Origin of the sequence: Streptomyces sp. NPDC001668, from assembly GCF_042893155.1 — a bacterium.
Taxonomy (GTDB): domain Bacteria; phylum Actinomycetota; class Actinomycetes; order Streptomycetales; family Streptomycetaceae; genus Streptomyces.
Map to the genome: position 1 here is coordinate 1 of NZ_JBIAUQ010000011.1, position 20,533 is coordinate 20,533.

At 70.5% G+C, this 20,533-nt stretch carries 15 protein-coding genes; 7 read left to right on the plus strand and 8 right to left on the minus strand.

What is annotated here, in order from left to right; genetic code table 11:
- Positions 1 to 121 (plus strand): formate dehydrogenase accessory sulfurtransferase FdhD (locus ACFYZ8_RS29080; protein WP_388538400.1); only part of this gene is annotated, 121 nt, incomplete at its 5' end.
- Positions 122 to 213: 92 nt separating this feature from the next.
- Here the strand turns inward: ACFYZ8_RS29080 and ACFYZ8_RS29085 are convergent.
- Positions 214 to 741, minus strand: coding sequence for an isochorismatase family protein (locus ACFYZ8_RS29085; RefSeq protein ID WP_388538387.1), 528 nt, complete (start codon positions 739 to 741; stop codon positions 214 to 216).
- Positions 742 to 760: 19 nt separating this feature from the next.
- Entirely contained in the window at positions 761 to 1,198 is a 438-nt protein-coding gene (locus ACFYZ8_RS29090; RefSeq protein ID WP_388538385.1) for a MarR family winged helix-turn-helix transcriptional regulator, read from the minus strand.
- Between the two features lie 89 nt (positions 1,199 to 1,287).
- Between ACFYZ8_RS29090 and ACFYZ8_RS29095 the strand changes: the two genes are divergently transcribed.
- From ACFYZ8_RS29095 to ACFYZ8_RS29105, 3 genes are all read left to right on the plus strand, one after another.
- Positions 1,288 to 2,205, plus strand: coding sequence for a zinc-binding alcohol dehydrogenase family protein (locus ACFYZ8_RS29095; RefSeq protein WP_388538383.1), 918 nt, complete (start codon positions 1,288 to 1,290; stop codon positions 2,203 to 2,205).
- A gap of 106 nt (positions 2,206 to 2,311) precedes the next feature.
- A complete protein-coding gene (locus ACFYZ8_RS29100) occupies positions 2,312 to 4,204 on the plus strand; it encodes an exo-alpha-sialidase (RefSeq protein ID WP_388538382.1) in 1,893 nt (630 codons plus the stop codon).
- 11 nt (positions 4,205 to 4,215) lie between these two features.
- Positions 4,216 to 5,442 carry a DUF4185 domain-containing protein gene (locus tag ACFYZ8_RS29105; RefSeq protein ID WP_388538380.1) on the plus strand — a complete coding sequence of 409 codons (1,227 nt, stop codon included), beginning with the start codon at positions 4,216 to 4,218 and terminating at the stop codon, positions 5,440 to 5,442.
- On the opposite strand, the gene ACFYZ8_RS29110 is transcribed toward ACFYZ8_RS29105, so the two are convergent.
- The gene (locus ACFYZ8_RS29110) at positions 5,378 to 6,412 is read right to left on the minus strand and encodes a bile acid:sodium symporter family protein (RefSeq protein ID WP_388538398.1); all 1,035 of its coding nucleotides are present in this window, start codon (positions 6,410 to 6,412) and stop codon (positions 5,378 to 5,380) included. The two genes, ACFYZ8_RS29105 and ACFYZ8_RS29110, sit on opposite strands and share 65 nt — an antisense overlap.
- 183 nt (positions 6,413 to 6,595) lie before the next feature.
- Here ACFYZ8_RS29110 and ACFYZ8_RS29115 point away from each other — a divergent pair, with 183 nt between their 5' ends.
- The gene (locus tag ACFYZ8_RS29115; protein ID WP_388538378.1) at positions 6,596 to 7,459 is read left to right on the plus strand and encodes a LysR substrate-binding domain-containing protein; all 864 of its coding nucleotides are present in this window, start codon (positions 6,596 to 6,598) and stop codon (positions 7,457 to 7,459) included.
- 28 nt (positions 7,460 to 7,487) lie between these two features.
- Here ACFYZ8_RS29115 and ACFYZ8_RS29120 read toward each other — a convergent pair whose 3' ends face one another.
- The gene (locus tag ACFYZ8_RS29120; RefSeq protein ID WP_388538376.1) at positions 7,488 to 8,471 is read right to left on the minus strand and encodes an Lrp/AsnC family transcriptional regulator; all 984 of its coding nucleotides are present in this window, start codon (positions 8,469 to 8,471) and stop codon (positions 7,488 to 7,490) included.
- Positions 8,472 to 8,581: 110 nt separating this feature from the next.
- Between ACFYZ8_RS29120 and ACFYZ8_RS29125 the strand changes: the two genes are divergently transcribed.
- Together ACFYZ8_RS29125 and ACFYZ8_RS29130 are read left to right on the plus strand one after the other, a co-directional pair.
- Positions 8,582 to 10,081: an MFS transporter gene (locus ACFYZ8_RS29125; protein WP_388538374.1), complete on the plus strand. Its 1,500-nt coding sequence runs from the start codon at positions 8,582 to 8,584 to the stop codon at positions 10,079 to 10,081.
- 248 nt (positions 10,082 to 10,329) lie between these two features.
- Positions 10,330 to 12,156, plus strand: coding sequence for an AMP-binding protein (locus ACFYZ8_RS29130; RefSeq protein ID WP_359035993.1), 1,827 nt, complete (start codon positions 10,330 to 10,332; stop codon positions 12,154 to 12,156).
- A gap of 36 nt (positions 12,157 to 12,192) precedes the next feature.
- Here the strand turns inward: ACFYZ8_RS29130 and ACFYZ8_RS29135 are convergent, their stop codons facing one another.
- Genes ACFYZ8_RS29135 through ACFYZ8_RS29150 form a run of 4 tightly spaced genes read right to left on the minus strand, consistent with a single transcriptional unit; the run spans position 12,193 to position 20,533 of the window.
- Positions 12,193 to 14,223, minus strand: coding sequence for a PQQ-dependent sugar dehydrogenase (locus tag ACFYZ8_RS29135; RefSeq protein ID WP_388538372.1), 2,031 nt, complete (start codon positions 14,221 to 14,223; stop codon positions 12,193 to 12,195).
- Positions 14,224 to 14,234: 11 nt separating this feature from the next.
- Positions 14,235 to 16,484, minus strand: a complete 2,250-nt coding sequence (locus ACFYZ8_RS29140; RefSeq protein ID WP_388538370.1) for an alpha-galactosidase — start codon at positions 16,482 to 16,484, stop codon at positions 14,235 to 14,237.
- Positions 16,481 to 19,729, minus strand: coding sequence for a glycosyl hydrolase family 28 protein (locus ACFYZ8_RS29145; protein WP_388538368.1), 3,249 nt, complete (start codon positions 19,727 to 19,729; stop codon positions 16,481 to 16,483). The genes ACFYZ8_RS29140 and ACFYZ8_RS29145 overlap by 4 nt, the downstream gene beginning before the upstream one ends.
- A gap of 12 nt (positions 19,730 to 19,741) precedes the next feature.
- Positions 19,742 to 20,533 (minus strand): Tat pathway signal sequence domain protein, encoded by a 792-nt coding sequence (locus ACFYZ8_RS29150; RefSeq protein WP_388538366.1) that lies wholly within the window; start codon positions 20,531 to 20,533, stop codon positions 19,742 to 19,744.

Sequence of the window (20,533 nt, forward strand, 5' to 3'; positions counted from 1 at the left end):
CGCCGTCGACCTCGCCGCCGAAACCGGCCTCACCCTCGTCGGCTTCCTGCGCGGCCACTCCATGAACGTGTACGCGGGAGAACACCGGCTCACCCTGGAGGCGACGACCGCCCAGAGCTGACCGACTCCAGGGCCGGCACCCCCTATGGAGTCGCCGACGCATACCCCTGTCTGATGCGTCTGAGAGGTCGGCCCACCACGACCCGCAACGGTTCAGCCCGCCACGAACCGCACCTGATCCCCCGTCACCACCGTTCCCAGACGCGGGAAGTCGAGCCGTGCGGAGGCCTCGTGCTCGGCGGCGGTGAAGGCGGCCATGGCGTCCTCCACGAAGACGAGGTCGTAGCCGAGGTCGAGGGCGGCACGGGCGGTGGACTCGACGCCGAGGTTGGTGGCGATGCCGCCGAACACGAGCGTGGTGACGCCGTGTTCGCGGAGGCGGGCGTCCAGGTCCGTGCCCTGGAAGGCGCCGATGGTCCGCTTCACGATCTCGATGTCGCCGGGGTGGGCGAGGCCGGTCACGAATCCGCTGCCGGGCGGCTGGTCGGCCACGCCGGGCCGCTCGACGCGCACGAGGACGACAGGCGCGCCGGCATCGCGAAAGGCGGTCGCCAACTCCTCGGCGGCGGCGAGCACTTCGGTGCCTTTGCGGGGTTCCAGGGGCAGCGCGACGATCCGGTCCATCAGATCGACGAGTACGAGGGCGCTGCGTGCGGGATCGAGCACGAGGGGTCCGGTCATGACGGAACGTTATCCGTCATCAGCCCTGCGTACCGGAGATCCGGATCAACAGGTCCATGAACCGGTCGCGTTCGGCCGCCGAGAGCGGGGCGAGCAGTTCGTCGTTGGCGGCCCGGGCCAGCTTCTCGCAGCGATTGAGCAGCCGTGCTCCCTCGTCCGTGAGGGAGACAGCGTTCTTTCGGCGGTCCGCGGGGTCCGGTTCGCGCCGGACGAGGCCGGCGGACTGGAGGTCGTTCAGGACGCCGACGAGGTCCTTGGGGTCGAGTCGCACCCCGCGGCCGAGGTCGGCCTGGGCCACGGGGGCGAGGTCACGGACGGCGGAGAGCGCCACGTGGTGCCACATCTTCATGCCTTCGGTGGCCAGCGCCTCGGCCACCAGGGCCCGACCGCGGGCGGCGGCGCGGCCGAGGAGCCAGCTGGGGAGGGAGCGGATCGCGGGCAGGGGTGCTTCGGCCATGCGTCCAGCCTAGTCACTATTCATTGGACTTCCCCACGACCATCCACCTATCGTTGGGATCCCCAATGAATCCACGGGAGGCCGGATCGATGCGTCGCGTCCGTTACGAGTCCACGGGCGGCCCGCTGTTCCTGGAGGAGGCACCCCTCCCCGAGCCGGGCCCGGGCGAGCTCCTGGTGCGCTGCGAGGCGATCGGCGTCACCCTCCCGGTCGTCCGCAAGGTGACCGAGGCCGCGGAGCCGATTCCCCTCGGCGGCGAGGTCGCCGGTGAGGTGGTGTCCGTCGGCGCCGGCGTCACCCGCTTCCACCCCGGCGAACGCGTCACGGGACTGTGCTTCGGCCACGGGTACGCCGACTTCGCGCTGCTGCACGAGGCCATGGCCTCCCCCGTCCCCGACGACGCCTCGGCAATCGACGCCGTAGCCCTGGTCCGCAGCGGACTGGTGGCGCTCGGCGCACTGGAGACGGCGCGCCCGGAGCCGGGCGAGACGGCGCTGATCACGGCGGCGGCCGGCGGGGTCGGCCACCTCGCGGTGCAGCTCGCTCGGTCCCGGGGAGCGTCCCGGGTCGTGGGCGCGGTCTCCGATCCGGCGAAGGCGGACTTCGTGCGCTCGCTCGGTGCCGACGCCACCGTCCTGTACAGGGACGGCAGTTGGGGAGATCCCGTCGACTACGTCCTCGACGCGGTCGGCGGCGAGCTGCTCACCCCGGCGCTCGCCGCGCTGGCCCCGGGCGGGCGGCTGGTGGCGTACAGCTCGGGCGGCGGGACGATCGAGGCGTACGACCTCCTGGCGGGCGCCAAGTCCGTGACGGGCTTTCAGATGGCACGGATCGCTCGTGAGCGGCCGCAGTTGTACGAGCGGTGGCGACAGGAGCTGTGGCGGATGTTCATGGACGGAGCCCTTCGACCCGTCGTGCACGGGGAGTTCGCCCTGGAGGACGCGGCGAAGGCGCACGAGGTGATCGGGTCACGGAGCAACCTCGGAAAAGTCGTACTCCATCCGTGACAGGACACGCCCACGGTTCTTGAGGGGCACCGGGCGCGGAACTACCGTCCGTGCCCAAAAGGTCACATTTCCGGATGTACGGACAATTGAAAGGGCAGGTTCGCCCGTGCCGTCGAGTCGCGCACGTCTGAGATCCTTCCTGACCGCCGCGCCCACCACCGCTGCCGTGCCCACGACCGCCGCCCTGCTCGCCTTCACCGTCGCCCTGGCCCTGCCGAACCCGGCTCACGCACAACTCCGTCCTGCCACACCGGAGTTCGAGCAGCAGATTCTCTTCAAGGCCGACCGGGACCCCGGTTACGCCTGTTTCCGTATCCCGGCGATCGTCCGGACCACCGGCGGCACCCTGCTCGCCTTCGCCGAGGGCCGGGTCCTCGACTGCGGGGACGCCGGCGACATCGACATCGTCCTCAAGCGGTCCACCGACGGCGGCCGTACCTGGGGCCCGCTCCAGGTGGTCAACGAGGGCGCGGGCGACACCCACGGCAACCCGGCCCCGGTCGTGGACCGCGTGACGGGCCGTGTCCTGCTGGCCGAGACGTACAACACGGGCCGTACGGACAGCGGGAACTGCACGGTGCCCTGCGACCGCACCCCGCACCTCCAGTACAGCGACGACGACGGTCTCACCTGGTCCGCCCCGCGCGACCTGAGCGGCGAGATCCGGCCCCCGCGGTGGAACTCCTGGTACGCCACCGGCCCCGTGCACGGCATCCAGCTCAGCCGCGGCCCGCACGCCGGGCGGCTGGTCCTCGGTGTCAACGCGGAGACCGGCAGTCGGGTCACCGCCAACCACGCGGCGCTCGTCGTGAGCGACGACGGCGGAGAGCACTGGCGGGTCGGCGCCACCGACTCCTGGCCGGTCGCCGCCGACGGCACCTTCCGGCAGAAGCCCTCCGAGATCACCCTCGCCGAGCGCACCGACGGTTCGGTACTCGTCAGCGGACGCGAGCAGGACGGCACCGACCTCGGCCACCGCAGCCAGGCGGTCAGCCTCGACGGCGGCGACAGCTTCGCCTCCCCGTTCCAGGCCCTCCCGGACCTGTACGCGCCGCAGGTGCAGTGCGCCGTCCTCGATCTCGGCGAGCGCCTGCTGCTGTCCTGCCCGGCGGACCCGGACCGCCGGCGCACCATGACGATCCGCTCCTCCTACGACGGCGGCCGCAGCTGGGACACCCCCGACCGCGGCACGGTCGTCACCCGGGACTGGTCCGGCTACTCCGACATGGCACCGGTCGACCAGGACACGGTGGGCCTGCTCTACGAGGGCGGCACCGCGGACGCGCGCGACGAGATCCGCTTCGCCCGCTTCACCGAGGACTGGCTCACACCGCGCCGCGACCCCGACCCGACCACCCCCGACCTCGCTCCCCTCGCCCCGGGTGCGACCGTGCTCGGCGGCGCCCGCGAGACGACCGGGGTCATCGGCCGCGCCCTGGAGTTCGACGGCGCCGACGATGCCGTACGCCTGCCGTACCGGCCGGAACTCCCGCTCGGCAGCGGGGACTTCACGGCGTCCCTGTGGTTCCGGTACACGGCCACGGACGGGCAGCAGCCCCTGCTGTGGATGGGTGGCGTCGGCGGCACCCAGCCGCAGGTGTGGCTGCGCGGGGAGCCGGCGAGCGGCCGGGTGCGCGGGCTGATCACCGTGCGGGAGGGCGCCACGAGCGTGCGGTCGGCATGGGTGAGCACCGACGGCGCGTACAACGACGGGGCATGGCACCGGCTGGCCCTGCGCCGGGGCGGCGGACGGCTCACGCTCTTCGTCGACGGTACGGCGACCGGCGCACCGGACGTGCCGGGCTCCGTCAGCCGCGCCTCGCCCTTCGGTGTGCACGTCGGGCAGCGCGTGGACGGCCGGGCCTTCTTCACCGGCGCGATCGACGAGGTCCGGGTCTGGGACCGGGCCCTCACCGACGCGGAGATCACCGGCGCGAGCACCCCGTCGGCGGACACCGTCCTGTGGCTGCCCATGGACCAGGTGAACGACAGCCGCTAACGTCGCCAACCGTGCCCGAGGACCTACGAGCACGACAGCGAACGGGCACCGGCGTCGGTCTGCTGCTGGCGCTGGTGCTCGGAGCCGTGCTGATCACCGCCCTTCCCGACGGCGACGGGCGGGACTCCGGCGGCTGCACACCGCGTACCGTCGGCTCCTGGTCGGCGGACGACCGGCTCACCGGCGAGTTCGCCCGCTACGGCGACGACTCCGGCCGCAGCGACGACTGGACCGGCGGCGACGGCACCCACTCGGTGCGGCTGCCCGACGGGCGGCTGCTGTGGCTGTTCTCCGACACCTACCTCGGCCAGGTGTACGGCCCGCCCAACCCGTTCGGCGAGTCGCACGCCTGGCGCGACACCACCGCCCCCCTGGTGCGCAACTCCGCGGTGCTGATGCGCGACGGCCGCCTGGAGGCCACCCTCCCGGCGCCCCTGTTCCCGGACCCCGGCCCAGGCCAGTGGCGCTGGCCGGTCGCGGCCCGCGTCGAGCCCCGCTCCCCCGGCTCCGACGAGCAGGTCGTCCGGGTCCTGCTGTGGGTGCGTACGGCCGGCCAGTACCCGTGGATCTACGGCGTCCCGACCGCCACCGAGGTCGCCACGCTCTCGCTGCCCGGCCTGCGCGTCGAGTCGGTCACGAAGGTCCTCGACGAGCAGCGGGTCAAGGACCCGTCCCGACGGGTGCTGTTCGGCACCACGCTGGTCGAGGACGGCGAGTGGACGTACGTCTTCGGCGGCGACGACGGCCGGGCCGCGTCCCGCTCCGCCTCCTCGGCGTACGTGGCCCGGGTGCCCGAGGGCGCGCTCGCGGAGCCGGGTGCCTGGGAGTACTGGGACGGCTCGGCCTGGACGACCGGTGCCCGCCCGCGCCCGGTGCTCGGGGACGGGCGGCGCACCGGGGTGGGCAGCGCCTTCTCCGTCGTACGCCACGACGGGACGTACGTGCTGTTCACCATGGCCGCGGGGACGAAGGGGCTCGCGGCGGTGACCTCGTACTGGGCCTGTTCGCCCACCGGACCCTGGCACGGTCCGGAGAAGGACTTCACCCCGCCCCTGCCCTCCGGCCAGGTCGCCGCCTACAACCCGCAGGCGCACCCCGAACTCAGCGGCGCGGGGCGGCTGGTGCTCAGCTACGACGTCAACTGGCTGGAGACGGCGGCCGCTTCGGCGCAGCTCAACCGGAACGTGGGGCTGTACCGACCGCGGTTCGTGACGCTGCGGCTGACTCCGGCGAGCTGACCTGCCCGGTCTCCCCGGCCTCCGCCGGGACGGGGTCGTGCGAGCGGCGCTTGGCGATCACCGCGCAGACCATCAGCTGCATCTGGTGGAAGAGCATCAGGGGCAGCACGGCGAGCGAGGCGTGCGCGCCGAACAGAACGCTGGCCATGGGGAGTCCGGAGGCGAGGGACTTCTTGGAGCCCGCGAACTGGATGGCGATGCGGTCCCCCCGGTCGAAGCGGAGCGCCTTGGAGCCGTACCAGGTCAGGGCGAGCATCAGGGCGAGGAGCACGCCCTCGACGATCATCAGGCCGCCGAGCCTGAGCGGGCTCACCTGGTGCCAGATGCCCTGGACCATGCCCTCGCTGAACGCGGTGTAGACGACCAGCAGGATCGACCCGCGGTCGACGAGGCCGAGGACCTTCTTGTGGCGGGTGATGAAGCCGCCGATCCAGCGGCGCGTCAACTGGCCCGCCAGGAACGGCACGAGCAGCTGGAGCACGATCTCCAGGAGCGAGTCCGCGGAGAACCCTCCGCCGCTGCTGCCGAGCAGGGCGGCCGCGAGGAGCGGGGTGATGACGATGCCGACCAGGGAGGAGAAGGAGCCGGCGCAGATCGCGGCGGGCACGTTGCCCCGGGCGATCGAGGTGAAGGCGATGGAGGACTGGATGGTGGAGGGGACCAGGGTGAGGAAGAGCAGGCCCTGGTAGAGGGGGTCCGTCAGGAACACCGGGACGAGTCCGCGGGCGGCCAGGCCGAGCAGCGGGAAGATCACGAACGTGCAGGCGAGGACCGTGACGTGCAGGCGCCAGTGCTTGAGGCCGTCCAGGGCCTCACGGGTGGACAGACGGGCGCCGTACAGGAAGAAGAGGAAGGCGATCGCCGCCGTGGAGGCTCCCGAGGCCACGTCCGCGGAGGTCCCGCGCGCCGGGACGAGGGCCGCGAGACCCACCGTGCCGAGCAGCAACAGGATGTACGGGTCGACCGGCATCCAGGCCGGCCACTTCAGGCGCTTCACGGTGCTCCACTTGCTCGTGTTCGACGGTGGTACGGGGTCATGACGGGCACCTCCCCTCAGGACGGGGGGTCCCCCTCCATCGTCCTCCTTCACCCCTTGATCGGGAATCCCGCATACCACTCTGACTGTCATCACGTTCCGCGATAAGCTCGCGGGATGTACGACCCGTCGCAGTTGCGTACGTTCCTGGCGGTGGCGCAGACCCTGAGCTTCACGCAGGCCGCCCGGCGGCTGGGGCTGCGTCAGTCGACGGTGAGCCAGCACGTACGGCGCCTGGAGGACGCCACTGGACGGCAGCTCTTCACCCGGGACACCCACTCCGTGGAGCTGACGGAGGACGGCGAGGCGATGCTGGGGTTCGCACGGCGGATCCTGGAGGTGCACGACCGGGCGACGGCGTTCTTCACCGGCACGCGCCTGCGGGGGCGGCTGCGGTTCGGGGCGTCGGAGGACTTCGTACTGACCCGGCTGCCGGAGATCCTGGAGGGCTTCCGCTCCGACCATCCCGAGGTCGATCTGGAGCTGACGGTCGAGCTGTCGGGCACGTTGCACGAGCGACTGGCCGCCGGAAAGCTGGACCTCGTGCTCGCCAAGCGGCGGCCGGAGGACCCGCGGGGCGAACTGGTCTGGCACGACCGGCTGGTGTGGATCGGGGCGGAGCGGCTGCGGCTGGACGCGGACCGCCCGGTGCCGCTGATCGTGTATCCGCCGCCGGGGATCACCCGGGCGCTCGCGCTGGAGGCCCTGGAGCGGGAAGGGCGGGAGTGGCGGATCGTCTGCACCAGCGGAAGCCTCAACGGCCTGATCGCGGCCGCACGGGCCGGGCTGGGGGTGATGGCGCACTCCCGCGGTCTGGTGCCGCCGGGGCTGGTGCGGGTGCCTGACCGTTTCGGGCTCCCGGAGCTGGGGCGGGTGGACTTCGTGCTGGTCCACGGCCGCCGACGTACGGCCGCTCAGGAGGCGGCCGACGCACTCGCCGGCGCGATCCTGGCGGGCGGCGACCGGCTGCACCGACGGTGAGGCCCTTCCTCCGCGGCTCCGGCCCCGGTCACCTCGCCGCACGCTGATAGGTGAGCTGCTTCACCCGCCGCAGGAACGGTGTCGCCTCCACATGGCGGACGCCCTCCAGGCGGCCCAGCGGACCGCTCAGGTAGGCGTAGAGGGCCGCCGTGTCCCTCACCACGCCCGTCACCACGATGTTGGACACGCCGGCCGTGGCGCTCGCGAAGGCGATCTCGTCGTGCCCCGCCAGGGCCTGCCCGACGGACTCCAGCGCACCCGGTTCCGTGGTGATCCACAGGGCGGCCCCGCGTCGGTAGCCCAGGATCTCGGAGTGGTACTCGATGTCGACGTACACCGCCCCCGAGGCGAGCAGCGCCGCCAGCCGGCGCTTGACGGCGGACTCGGAGCGGCCGGTGGCGCGCTGGAGTTCGGGGTAGCCGGCCCGGCCGTCGCGCTCCAGGACGGCCAGCAGGGGTTCGTCCTCCGGGTCGATCCGGGCGGGGCCGCTCACCGGGCCGGGGTCGGGGCGCAGGGCGGCGACCTGTTCGTCCGTGAGGGCGCGGAACTTCTGGAGCCAGCCGTTCGGGCCGCCGTAGAAGCGGTGCAGCAGTTGGTGGGCGCGGATCTCCACGACGTTGGGGGTGCGCGGGAGTCTGCCGAGGAGCAGTTCGTCGTGTTCGGCGGGGTTGCGGGGGCGGGTCATGCAGACGATCTCGGTGCCGCCGGAGGCGAGTCCGATCCAGCCCGTGTCCGGGCGTTTGGCCAGGGCGTCGGAGATGGCCGTGGCGCTGTCGGGGGCGCAGCGCACCCGCAGCATCCACTGGTCCTGGCCGAGCCGCTCGGCGTCCCGGAGCAGGACGACCCGCAGCCCGCCCTCGGCGCACAGCCGGCGGTAGCGGCGGGCGACGGTCTGGTCGGAGACCCCGAGCACCGCGCCGATCCGGCTGAAGGAGGCCCGCCCGTTGATCTCCAGCGCGTAGAGCAACCGCAGGTCGAGCTCGTCGAAGGTGTCGGATTCCATCGTCAGCATGTCCGCTCCCGTCGGATTACGGCGATCCGGGCGCGGAGTCCGGTGCGATCGGCCGCCCGCTGGCCATCGTACGGAGACAACACGCATCCGACACAAGGGGAGTTGAGGACATGCGTACGTGGGGACCGCTGACGGCGGTGTGCCTGGGCACGTTCATGCTGTTGCTGGACGTCACGATCGTGGTGGTCGCGCTGCCGGACATGGCGGGATCGCTGCACGCCTCACTGGGCGATCTGCAGTGGGTGGTGGACGGATACGCGCTGGCGCTGGCCGCGCTGCTGCTGGGGGCCGGGGCCGCCGCGGACCTTCTCGGGCGGCGGCGGGTGCATGTGGCGGGCGTGGTGGTGTTCGCGGTGGCGTCGCTGCTGTGCGGGCTGGCGCCGGGGCCGGGGACGCTCGTTGCGGCGCGGGCGGTGCAGGGGGCCGGTGCGGCCGCGATGCTCGCGACGACGCTGCCGCTGCTCGGGTCCGTGTACCAGGGGCGGCAGCGGTCGGTGGCGCTCGGGGTGTGGGGCGCGGTCAGCGGTGGGGCCGCGGCGGTCGGGCCGGTGCTCGGCGGACTGCTCGCACAGGGGCCGGGCTGGCGGTGGATCTTCTTCGTGAACCTGCCGGTGAGCGTGGCCGCGGTGTGGCTGACCCTGCGGGCCGTGCCCGAGTCGAAGGGCCCGCGTGGAATGCGGGTGGACTGGCTCGGCACGCTCGCCTTCGCGGGGTTCGCGGGAGGGACGACGTACGGCGTGGTGCGTGCGGGTGAGGACGGCTGGGCCGCGACGGCCCCGCTGGTCTCCTTCGGTCTCGCGGCGCTCGCGCTGCTGTTCTTCGTCGTCGTCGAGCACCGGGTCACGCATCCGCTGCTCGATCCGTCGCTGATGCGCCGGCCCGCGTTCGTGGGGGTGATGGCGGGGGCGCTCGCCTTCAACGGCGTGGCGTTCGGGGTGCTGGCGTACACCTCGATCTGGATGCAGACGCTGCTCGGGATGACTCCGGTGCACGGCGGCCTCGCCCTGCTTCCGCTCACGGGGGCCGCGGTCGTGGTCGCGGTCCTCGGTGGAAAGCTGCTGCACGGTGTGCTGGCCCGGCTGACCATCGGGGGCGGGCTGCTGCTGGTCGGCGCCGGCTCGTTCGGTCAGGCCGTGCTCGGCGCGGGTTCGACCTGGACGGCGCTGGTTCCGGGGCTCGTGCTGGTGGGGGTGGGCACCGGGCTGGTGTCCCCGGCGCTCGCGGGGGCCGCGCTCGCGGCGGTGCCGGCCGAGCGCGCGGGCATGGCCGGCGGCGCGGTGAACACCTTCCGGCAGCTCGGGTACGCGCTCGGGGTCGCGGTCTGCGGCACCGTACTGACGTCCCGGCTCGGGGAGACGCTTCCGCACGAGGCGGCGCACACCCTGGCGGGCGGCGGGGCGGCGGCCCTGCGGGACACGTTCGGGGAGCAGGCGCTGCGCTCCGCGTTCGCCTCGGGGCTGAACACGGCGTACGCCGTGCTGGGCGCGACGGGGGTCGCGGCGGCGGTGCTGGTGTTCGTCCTGGTCCGGCCGGATCGCGCGGCCCGCACCGCGGTGACGAAATCCTCACCGGTGACGCTGATGGAAGAGGAGACGGCATCCCGGGGATGACCGTTTCTGCAAGGTTCCGGGCCGTAACCGGGTCGTACAGATTCGGTGGAGATTACGGTCCGGAAGCTTACTCAACCGTCGGTTTTGTGTCCGACCCTTCCCCATGTGAGCGCATTTTCCGGTACTGACCTGGCCATACGTGAGCACCGCTCGGCTTCGGCCCCTCTCCCGCCGGATGCCCGGGTGGGGTAGCTTTCACGGCGCTGTGCGGAGCGTCACTGAGCGCCAGGGAGAGCGGGGAGCGGGGTTTGCGCGAGTTCACCAACCCTCCGTTGGCGTTGGCACCCCCCGTGGGCGGACTGGCCGACGTCGTCTTCGAGCATGCCCAGAACGACCCCGCGCACATCGCCCTCGGCCGCAAGGACGAGCACGGACGGTGGCGGGACGTGACGTCCGCGGAGTTCCGTGACGAGGTCATGGCCCTCGCCAAGGGACTGCTCGCCCAGGGCATCCGCTTCGGTGACCGGGTCGCGATCATGTCCCGCACCCGCTACGAGTGGACCCTGTTCGACTTCGCGCTGTGGACCATCGGCGCGCAGGTGGTGCCGGTCTACCCGACCTCCTCCGCCGAGCAGTGCTTCTGGGCGCTGTACGACGCCGAGTGCACGGCCGCGATCGTGGAGCACGAGGACCACGCGATGACGATCGCCACCGTCATCGACCGGCTGCCGCAGCTGCACCGGCTGTGGCAGCTGGACTCCGGCGCGGTGCAGGAGCTGTACGACGCGGGCACCGCCATCGAGGACGAGGTGGTGCACCGCCACCGGCAGGCGGTGACCCCGGACTCGGTCGCGACGATCATCTACACCTCCGGCACCACCGGCCGCCCCAAGGGCTGTGTGATCACCCACGGCAACTTCATGTACGAGGCGGACACCGTCATCGAGCGCTGGGAGCCGGTGTTCCACTCCAAGAAGGGCGACGAGGCGGCGACCCTGCTGTTCCTGCCGCTGGCGCACGTCTTCGGGCGAATGGTGCAGGTCGCGGCGATTCGCGGCGGCGTCCGCTTCGGCCACCAGCCGCAGATGAACGCGGCCGCTCTGCTGCCGGACCTCGCCGCGTTCAAGCCGACGTTCTTCCTCGGGGTGCCGTACATCTTCGAGAAGGTCTTCAACGCCTCCCGCCGCAAGGCCGAGAAGGAGGGCAAGGCCGGGCCGTTCGAGAAGGCCGTCGACGTGGCGGTGAAGTACGCGGACGCCATGGAGGCCAAGGCCTGGGGTCTGGGTCCCGGGCCGTCGGCGGGACTGCGGATGCAGCACCAGCTCTTCGACAAGCTCGTCTACGGCAAGCTGCGGGCGGCGATGGGCGGCCGGATCCGGCACGCGATGACCGGCGGCTCGGCCATGGACCGCAAGCTGGGGCTGTTCTTCGCCGGCGCGGGCGTGCACATCTACGAGGGGTACGGCCTCACCGAGACCACGGCGGCGGCCACCGCCAACCCTCCCGAGCGCACCCGCTACGGCACCGTCGGCCAGCCCATCCCCGGCATGACCGTGCACATCGCGGACGACGGCGAGATCTGGCTGCACGGAGCCAACGTCTTCCAGGGCTATCTCAACAACGAGAAGGCCACCGACGAGACACTGCACGACGGCTGGCTCGCCACCGGTGACCTCGGTTCCCTCGACGAGGACGGCTACCTCACCATCACCGGCCGCAAGAAGGAGATCCTCGTCACCTCCGGCGGCAAGAGCGTCTCGCCCGGTGTGCTGGAGGAGCGGGTCCGCGACCATCCGCTGGTCTCGCAGTGCATCGTCGTGGGCAACGACCGCCCCTACATCGCCGCCCTGGTCACCCTCGACCAGGAGGCCGTCGAGCACTGGCTGGGGATGCACGACAAGCCGCGGATGTCCGCGGCGCAGCTGGTGCGGGACCCGGACCTGGAGACCGAGGTGCGGCGGGCGGTGGTGGCCGCCAACACCCTGGTCTCGCAGGCCGAGTCGATCCGCACCTTCCGCATCCTGGCGCAGCCCTTCACCGAGGAGCACGGGCTGCTGACCCCGTCGCTGAAGCTCAAGCGCAAGGCGATCGAGACGGTGTATGCGGACGAGGTCGAGGCGCTGTACCGGGCCTGACGGTCCGTCAGTCCCCGGCTTGGCTCTGACGGCCTGTCAGCTTATTGTCACGCGAAAGATCTTGTCCGATCCGTCCGCCGCTCCTCCGTTGTTGTCGCAGTTGGTGGTGGACAGCCACAGCTGGTCGGCGCCCGGCACCTTGGTGACCGTGCGCAGCCGGCCGTAGGTGCCCACGTAGTACGCGGACGGCGTGCCGACGCTCTCGCTGTCGCCGTTGATCGGGATCCGCCACAGCCGCTCGCCGCGCAGGGAGGCCATGTAGACGACGTTGCGCACGATGGCGATGCCGCTCGGCGAGGCCTCCGCGACGTTCCAGGTGGCCTTCGGGTTGGTCATCCCCGCGGTGGAGCAGGTGCCCTCGCAGACCGGCCAGCCGTAGTTGGCGCCGGGTTTGATCAGGTTCAGTTCGTCCTTGGAGCTGTTGCCGAACTCCGCTTCCCACAGGCGGCCGCCCCGGTCGAAGGCGAGGCCCTGCGGGTTGCGGTGGCCGAGGCTGTAGACGTAGGTGCCGAACGGGTTGCCCGGGGCCGGTTTCCCGTCCGTGGTCATGCGCAGGATCTTGCCGTTGAGGGAGTTCTTGTCCTGCGCCAGGTCGGGCGTCTGGGCCTCGCCGGTGGAGACGTAGAGGTAGCCGTCGGGGCCGAAGGCGAGGCGGCCGCCGTTGTGGTAGCGGTTCTTCTTGATGCCCTGGAGGAGGACCTTGTAGTCGCTCAGAGCGGTCCCGTCGTACGTCATGCGGACCACGCGGTTGCCCTCGGACGCGGTGTGCATGAAGTAGACGCGGTGGTTCGTCTCCCACTTCGGGTCGACGGCGACGCCGAGCAGTCCGCCCTCGCCGTTGGTGGTGACGGCGTTCGGGACGGTGCCGACCTGCGTCCTCGTGCCGTCCTTGGTGACCTTCCAGACCCGGAAGTCGTCCCGCTCGGTGACCAGTGCCGTCTTTCCGTCGGGCATCCAGAAGATGCCCCAGGGGATGGTCCAGCCGGAGGAGAGGGTGGAGACGGAGGACGGGACGCCGCCGTCGGTGGCGCAGGCCTTGGTGGTGAAGGTGACCGTGTTGCTCGGCTGGGAGACATTGCCGGCCGCGTCACGGGCGACCACGTTCAGGCTGTACGGGCTGTCGCAGGCCAGTCCGGTCAGCGTGGTCGAGGTGCCGGAGGTGACGGACTTGTAGACGGTGGTGTCGCTGCGCACGTCGTAGCCGGCGACCGCCCGGTCGTCGGTGGCGGCACCCCAGCTCAGTGCGGCGCTGTTCGCCGTGACGTCCGCCGCGGACAGGGTGCCGGGCCTGGTCGGCGGGGTAGTGTCGGAGCTGGGTTTGGTGGTGCAGTCGACGACGGGGCTCGCCGGGGACGTGTTGCCGGCCGCGTCGCGGGCGATGACGGTGAGGTTGTAGGTGGTGCCGGGGGTCAGGCCGGTGAGCGCTTTGCTGGTCGAACCGCCGGGCGCCTCACCGATCTTGTTGCCGTGCTCGTAGAGGTCGTACGCCGTCACGCCCACGTTGTCGGTGGCGGCGCCCCAGGCCAGCGTGAGGCCGTCCTCGCCGATGTCGGAGCAACTGGGCTGCCCGGGACGGCTGGGGGCCTGGGAGTCGGTGGCCGCTGCGACGCCGATGCGGTCGAGGTTGGGACCGCCGCCGGCGGTGGTGGCGGTCGCGCGGATCTTGACGGAGCCCGCCGTGAGCGGGACGTCGACGGTCCTGGTGGCCCAGGTGTTCCAGTCGGCGGTGGCCGGGAAGGAGACGGCCGGCGACACGACCGTGCCGTTCACGGAGATGTCCATCGGACGGTCGGTCGCGGTCCCGTTGGCGTAGCGGAAGGTGACGGACGTGGTGCCCGCGGAGGGGGCGCTCACCGTGAACTCCACGTACGAGCCTTGGACGTTGGTGTAGTCGACGAAGCCGGTGCCCGTGTAACCGGTGTGGTTGGTGGCCACCGTGCCCTGCACGACGGTCGCGTCCTCGGCCTGGTAGTCGGTGGCCGCGAGCGCGCTCCCCTGGCTCAGGCCGGCGAGCGGCAGGGCGAGGGCGGCGGCGAGGCCGTAGGGCAGAAGCCTGCTGATTTTCACGGTTGTTCCCTTCAGCCCGTGTACTGGGTGAAGACCTTGAGGTAGTCGTACGGCTGCTGCGTCACACCGCTGCAGGAGTCGCCGTCGGTGCCCGAGCCGCAGGGGCGGTCACGGTTGACGGACCAGTAGGTGAGGCGCCCGATGTGGTGCTGCTGGGCGTAGGCGAGCATGGTCTTGAAGTCGGCGACGCGGACACGCTCACCGGAGTCGTCGGTCTTTCCGTTCATCGACGACAGGCCGATGTGGGCGTAGGCGGCGGTGTCGCCGTAGCCGTAGGCCGACTTGACGCGGGCCTTGAGGCCCTCCATGGCCTGGGTGGTCAGGGTGCCCATGTTCGTGGTGCCGCCGCCGAAGTCGAACGGCATGACGCACCAGACGTCGTTCGCCAGGCCCGAGTTGGCGGCGCGCTTGATCATGTCGACGCCGGTGGAGTCGGGGCCGCTCGTGGTGGTGCCGAAGGTGATGACGGTCTTCAGGCCCGGGTTGTTCGCCTTGACCGTCTTCAGCGCGTCGACGACCCGCTGCCGTACGGTCGCGTTGGACCACTCGGTGTTCTCGATGTCGACGTCGAGGGCCTTCAGCTGGTAGGCGTTGATCACCTTCTGATAGGCGCCGGCGAGCGCCGAGGCGCTGGAGCACTTCTCGCCGAGCTTGTTCCCGCTCCAGCCGCCGACGGAGACCATCACGTCCCCGCCGGCTCCTCTGATCGCGTTGATCTTCGCCTGGTCGTCGCCGCCGGTGAGCGGGCGGGAACCGTCCCACTTCGGATTGCAGGTGCCGTCGGAGAGAATGAAGGCGAGCGTGAACCACTTGACGCCGGTCGCCGACATCACAGCAGTGGGGTTCTGGGGGCTGCCCCAGCCGAGGTACTCGTAGGGGGCGACGGCCATGCCCGGTGAAGCCACCGCCGCCTTGAGAGAGTTGACGGGCTTCACGCGGATCAGCCGGGTCTCGCCCGGGCGCAGGGTCGCGCTGTAGGAGTCCGCGATCACGCCCTTGTGCGCGCCGGACCACAGGTCGGTGACGTCACCGGAACCGGTGAAGCCGGCCTGCGACCAGTTCACGCTCACGGTCGCGTTGCCCGAGCTGCCGGTGTTGAACAGGGCCACGACGTACTGGCCGTCGCTCTCCTTCTTGCTCCAGACCTGCCGCACACCACTGTTGACGATCCGCTTCGCCGCGACGCCGTCCTGGTCGACGCCGATCAGCCGGTCGTTGGTCAGCATCGCCTTGTCGACGGTGTCGAGGTGGGTGAGGTCGGTGCCGAGCAGCAGCGGGGAGGCCGCCATCGCCCACAGGGTGAAGTGGGAGCGCCGCTGGTCGGCGGTCAGGCCCACCTGGTCGCCGTTGCCGATCTCCAGCGAGTCCAGGTCGTTCCAGCCGCCCGGTCCGGCGTACGGCTGCCAGGAGGCGGCCGTGTCGAAGCGCTTGGAGACGTGGGACCAGTCGGTGAGCGGATAGCCGCTGCCGTTGGCGCCGGGTCCGCAGTAGCACTCGACGTCACCCTGGGTGCGCCAACTGTTCGCCAGTTTGCGCCAGGTGGCGGCGTCGGCGATCGGGAGGTTGTTGGAGAGCGCGTAGTTGATGGGCCGTCCGCTCGCCCTGAGTGCCTTGTCCCAGGCCTGGACGTCGGGGATGTCGGCATTGCCCACCCCGTCGATCTTCAGGTAGTCGACACCCCAGGACGCGAACTGCTTGGCCCAGGAGTTGACGAACTCCTGGGCGCCCGGCTTGGAGTAGTCGATGTAGTACATGTTCTTGCAGTTGTAGTTCTTCTCGGTCTTCGAGGTGTCCGCGATGTCCTTGGCGTGGTACGGGGTGCCCTCGATCGGCGTGTTCTTCGTGACGGCGTTCTTCGCGATGCCGGGCGTGACGTAGAAGCCGAACTTCAGGCCCTTGGAGTGGATGTAGTCGGCCAGGGCCTTGATCCCGCCGGGGAACTTGGCCGTGTCGACGGCCCAGCGGCCGTGGTCGTCGACGACGAAGCCGTTGGAGTCGCACTTCTGCCAGAAGTCGTCAAGGTTGACGTGGACGAAGCCGTGGTCCTTGAGGCCACTGGCGACCAGCGCGTCGGCCTGCGCCTTGATCTTCGCCTCGGTCGGCGTGCGGCGCACGAAGCTCCAGCTGGACCACCCCATGGCGGGCCGGACGGACTGGCCGTTGTCGGAGGCGGCCGCCGGACGGGCGGTGCCCACGAGCGGCACCAGCGCGGCGAGGAGCAGGCCCGCCACCGTGGCCGTGAGCGATCTGATACGGATCATGACTGTCCCCCGTTCGCGGGTGTGGCGTACGACGTGCCGATCCACGCCTCGTCGATGCGCAGTCGCTTGTAGCGGGTGGTGTCGGTGGAGGCGGCCCAGGTGGAGTCGACCTCCAGGCGGACGTAGCGGGCATCGGCGGCGGCGGTGAGGTCAATGCCCTGGATTCCGCGGCGACTTGGCAGCTGACCGGTCTTGACCGCGCTCCCCCAGGTCGAGCCGTCGGCGCTCAGGTACACCTTGTAGTCCTTGATCCGTGCGGACTGCTCGGTGTCCGAGCGGGCGTAGGCGACGGAGTCCTCGCGCTGGTTGAGGCCGAGGTACTGCACCTTCTTCGCCGAGCCGAGGTCGAAGGTGAGGTTCACCGGCAGCGTCTTGTTGCTGTCCCAGTAGGTGAGGTAGTCGCCGTCGCCGGCCGCCGACGCGGCGTGTCCGCTCGCCGAGGCGCTCGCGCTCACCTTGACGCCGGTGAGGATGCCCTGACGGCCGGCGGTGGTGACCTTGAAGACGGTGTCGTACGGGTCCCAGTCGCCCAGGCCGGTCAGGGTGAGCACGCCTCCGGACTGGGACCAGGAAAGCGCCTTTCCCGTACGGAGGTTGGTGACCGAGGCGATGCGGTATCCGTTGTCCCGGACGCGCAGGGTGCTGGTGCTCGGCGGGGTCAGGACGTGCACGTACTGCCGGTTGGCGTCGGCCTTCGCGATGGTCGTGACGCCGTAGGCACCGTCGTTCCAGGCGCCCGGTTTGAGGCCGCCGTACATGTAGCCGCCGCCCTCGGTGCCGTGCAGGGACTCCCAGATGGGGTCGAGGTAGGAGTCGGCGAAGGTGTTGAAGGCGGCCTGGTTGGCCGGGAACGTGCCGTTGACCTGGGCGGTCTCCGCCATCAGCGCCTTGACCGACGAGCCCGCGTTGGTGATCAGACGGCCGAGGGTGAGCGCGCGGTCGACGGAGGGGTTCGAGCCGTCGTACCACCAGGCGCCGGACGAGGGCAGTTTGAAGTCGGCCTCGGTCAGGCGGGGTTGGGCGGTGTAGACGGCCTGCGGGTAGTCGTAGGCCGGGGTCATGCCCGTCTTCTGCTCATTGCTGATCATGTCCATGATCGGCGTGTCCTCGTTGTTGTTGCTGAGCGTGTAGTTCGGGCGCTTGTCGTAGATCTGCCGGTAGAGGTCGTGGCTCTCCCAGTAGGCGTTGTCGTTGTCGATCCAGAAGCCGCCGAGGTCGGGGTAGCGGTCCATGACCTCGAAGAAGTTGTCGTAACTGAACTGCCCGAAGCCGTCGTTGGTGGTCAGGTCGACGTTCTTGCCCTTGTAGGAGGAGTACGCGGCGGAGTCGAGCCACTCGTGGCCGCCCTCGTCGTGCCACTGGGGGTCGTTGGTCATGTAGAGGATGACCTTCATGCCCTTGGCCTTGGCGGCCGTGATCAGCTCGCCGAGGAAGTCCCGCTTGGTGGAGCAGGAGCCGGGGATCTTGGAAGGCCAGGGGCGGGCGTAGCCGAGGCGGCTGTGGAAGGTGGCGAGGACGAGGTACTGGGTGTGGAGCTTCTGGGCCTCCTTGACCCAGTAGTCGGGCTTCCAGCTCCCGTTCGTGACGTCGTTCTCCCAGGCGGTGCAGCTGGTGTGGGCGGGTGCGGTGCGCAGGCCCCAGTGCAGGAACAGCCCGCCGACGGAGTTGCGCAGGAAGTCCTGGCGGGGGTTCTCCAGGTCGAGCGGCTTCACCGCCGTACTGCCGCAGTCCTGGGTTCCCGAGACCCGCAGGGCGCCCCCGGAGGTGTTGTGACTGTCCGTCAGGCAGACGCCGGAGGCCTCCTGGAGGCCCACGTCGTACGGGGAGCCAGAGCCCTTCTGCGCGGTGAAGCGGGTGAGCCGGATGCCGTCGGCCGCGTTGGCGATGAACGCGGGCCGTCCGTCGTCCGCGGCGAACTTCACCGAGCTGTCGGTGAAACGGATGTCGTCGGCGTTGTGGAGGTACCAGCCGTAGGCCGGCCGGGTGCCGATGGCCTTGGGGTTGTAGTCGTTCGGGTCGTTTGCCGGCACGCCCGTGGACATGGTGCCGTTGCCGCCCGGGACCGTGATGTCGACGTGGTTGAAGCTCACGCCCTTGATACGGTGGCCGGTCTCGCCCCACAGGGTCGGGCTGAAGGACGGGCTGCTGCCGGTGGCGGTGATGTCGTCGTAGGTGATGTCGCTGATCGATCCGACTCCGGGACTGTTGCCGCACCGTTTTCGCGTGCCGATCTTCTGCATGATCGGCGAGTGGACGTTCGTCATCGTGATGTCGCGGTAGTGGACGTCGGAGATCTTCGCGCCGTCCATCGACACCATGCCGAGGCCGGACTTGTCGGCGCCGTCGATGCGGATGTTCTCGAACCGGTAGTCCGAGAAGTCGCCGCAGGTCTCCGAGCCGAACATGAGGGCGTTGCAGCAACGGGCGGACAGGAAGCTGTCGTTGACGCGGACGTGGCCGTTGGGGAGCTTGGCGCCGAGGGCGTAGTCGCTCTTGAAGACCAGGGCGTCGTCGTTGGCCCGGATGGTCGCGTTGGTCACCGTGACGTCCGTCGTGGAGATGATGTTCCAGCCGTCGCGGTCGCTTGCGGTGTCGATGGTCAGGTGGTGCGAGGTCACGTTCTTGCAGCCGTTGACGAGCGCCGCGAAGTGGCCGCCGCGGCGGAGTGTGAGGCCGTCGCCGATCGTGAGTCCGTCGCACCGGGTCAGCGAGATGATCTTGTCGGCCTCGCCGGACTTCGGGTTGCCGGTGATCAGGTTGCCCATGCCGTCGATGACGCCCTCGCCGACGAAGCCGATGTCGGTCAGCCGGTCGCCGTGGATCATCGCGTCGTGGAAGTGGCTGTGCCCGTAGTCCTGGTAGCCGTCGTACGGATTGGACTCGGCCTTGTCGTAGGTGTCGGCGCTGGAGCCCTGGAGGGTGGCGCCCTTGTCGAGGCTGAGCGTCACATGGCTCTTCATGTGGATGGTGTTCTTCGACTTGTAGTCACCGGGCGGGAAGCGGACGGCTCCGCCGCCCGCCGCCGAACTCGCCGCGGTGATCGCCTTGTTGACGGCGGGGGTGTCGTTGGCGGAGCCGTCGCCCTTGGCGCCGTAGTCGCGTACGTCGAAGACGGCGGCGGCCCGGGACGGGGCCTGCCGGGCGGCCGGGACCGCCGGGTGGCCCAGTCCGAGGACGAGGGCGACGACGAAGAGGACGGTCGCCGCCGCTCGGGAGCGGGAGCGTGGACCTGTGGGGGGTTTCAAGGTGACGGCTCCTCAGACGAGTTGGTAGCCGCGCAGGTTGGTCAGCAGCAGATAGGTGTTCTGGAGGGAGCCGGAGGTGTCGCCGAGGGAGCGGTAGATGCCCCACTTCGGGCGGACACGGTCGGCCAGGAAGGTGTCGACGCCGGTCTTGGACGCGTCGATGACGGTCGAGCCGCCGGACTTCAGGATCCAGCGGACCGAACCGGCCGCGCCGTCGCCGACCTTGATCTGGAAGTCGACGTCGGTCCATTTGTCGTGCAGCGGGTCCAGGTCGGTGCGGCCGACGAGGATGTCGTCGATGGCGAGCTTCAGCTCGATGGTCTGTTTGCCGTTCACCCGGCGCAGGGACTGCACGACGATCGGCGAGGTGCCGCTGCCGGGCTGCTTCATCTGCATGATGTGGGTGAAGGTGGTGGTCGCCTTCAGGGAGCTCGGGATGTACATCGAGTACGTGAGCCGCCAGGTCTGGCCCTTCGTCCACTTCAGGTAGTTGCCGCCGCTGCCGTTGCGCAGCCCGGTGACCTCCTGGCGCTGGCGGTCGGTGGAGGTGTCGCGGTCGACGGTGTGCATGTCGAAGCGCCAGTTGTTGCCGGTGGTGTAGATGTGCGGCGATCCGGCGGGGTGCGAGTCGGCGCGGTCGTCCTCGATCGTCTCGAAGGCGCCCAGGCCGTCTCCGCTCGCGGACGGGGCCCACTTCTGCTGCCAGGAGGCGGCATGGGCGGTGGTCGCCTGCGGCAAGCCGACCGCGGCCGCCGTGGCGCCGCCCAGCGCGGCGCCGAGCAACGCCCTTCGTGATGTGCTCAT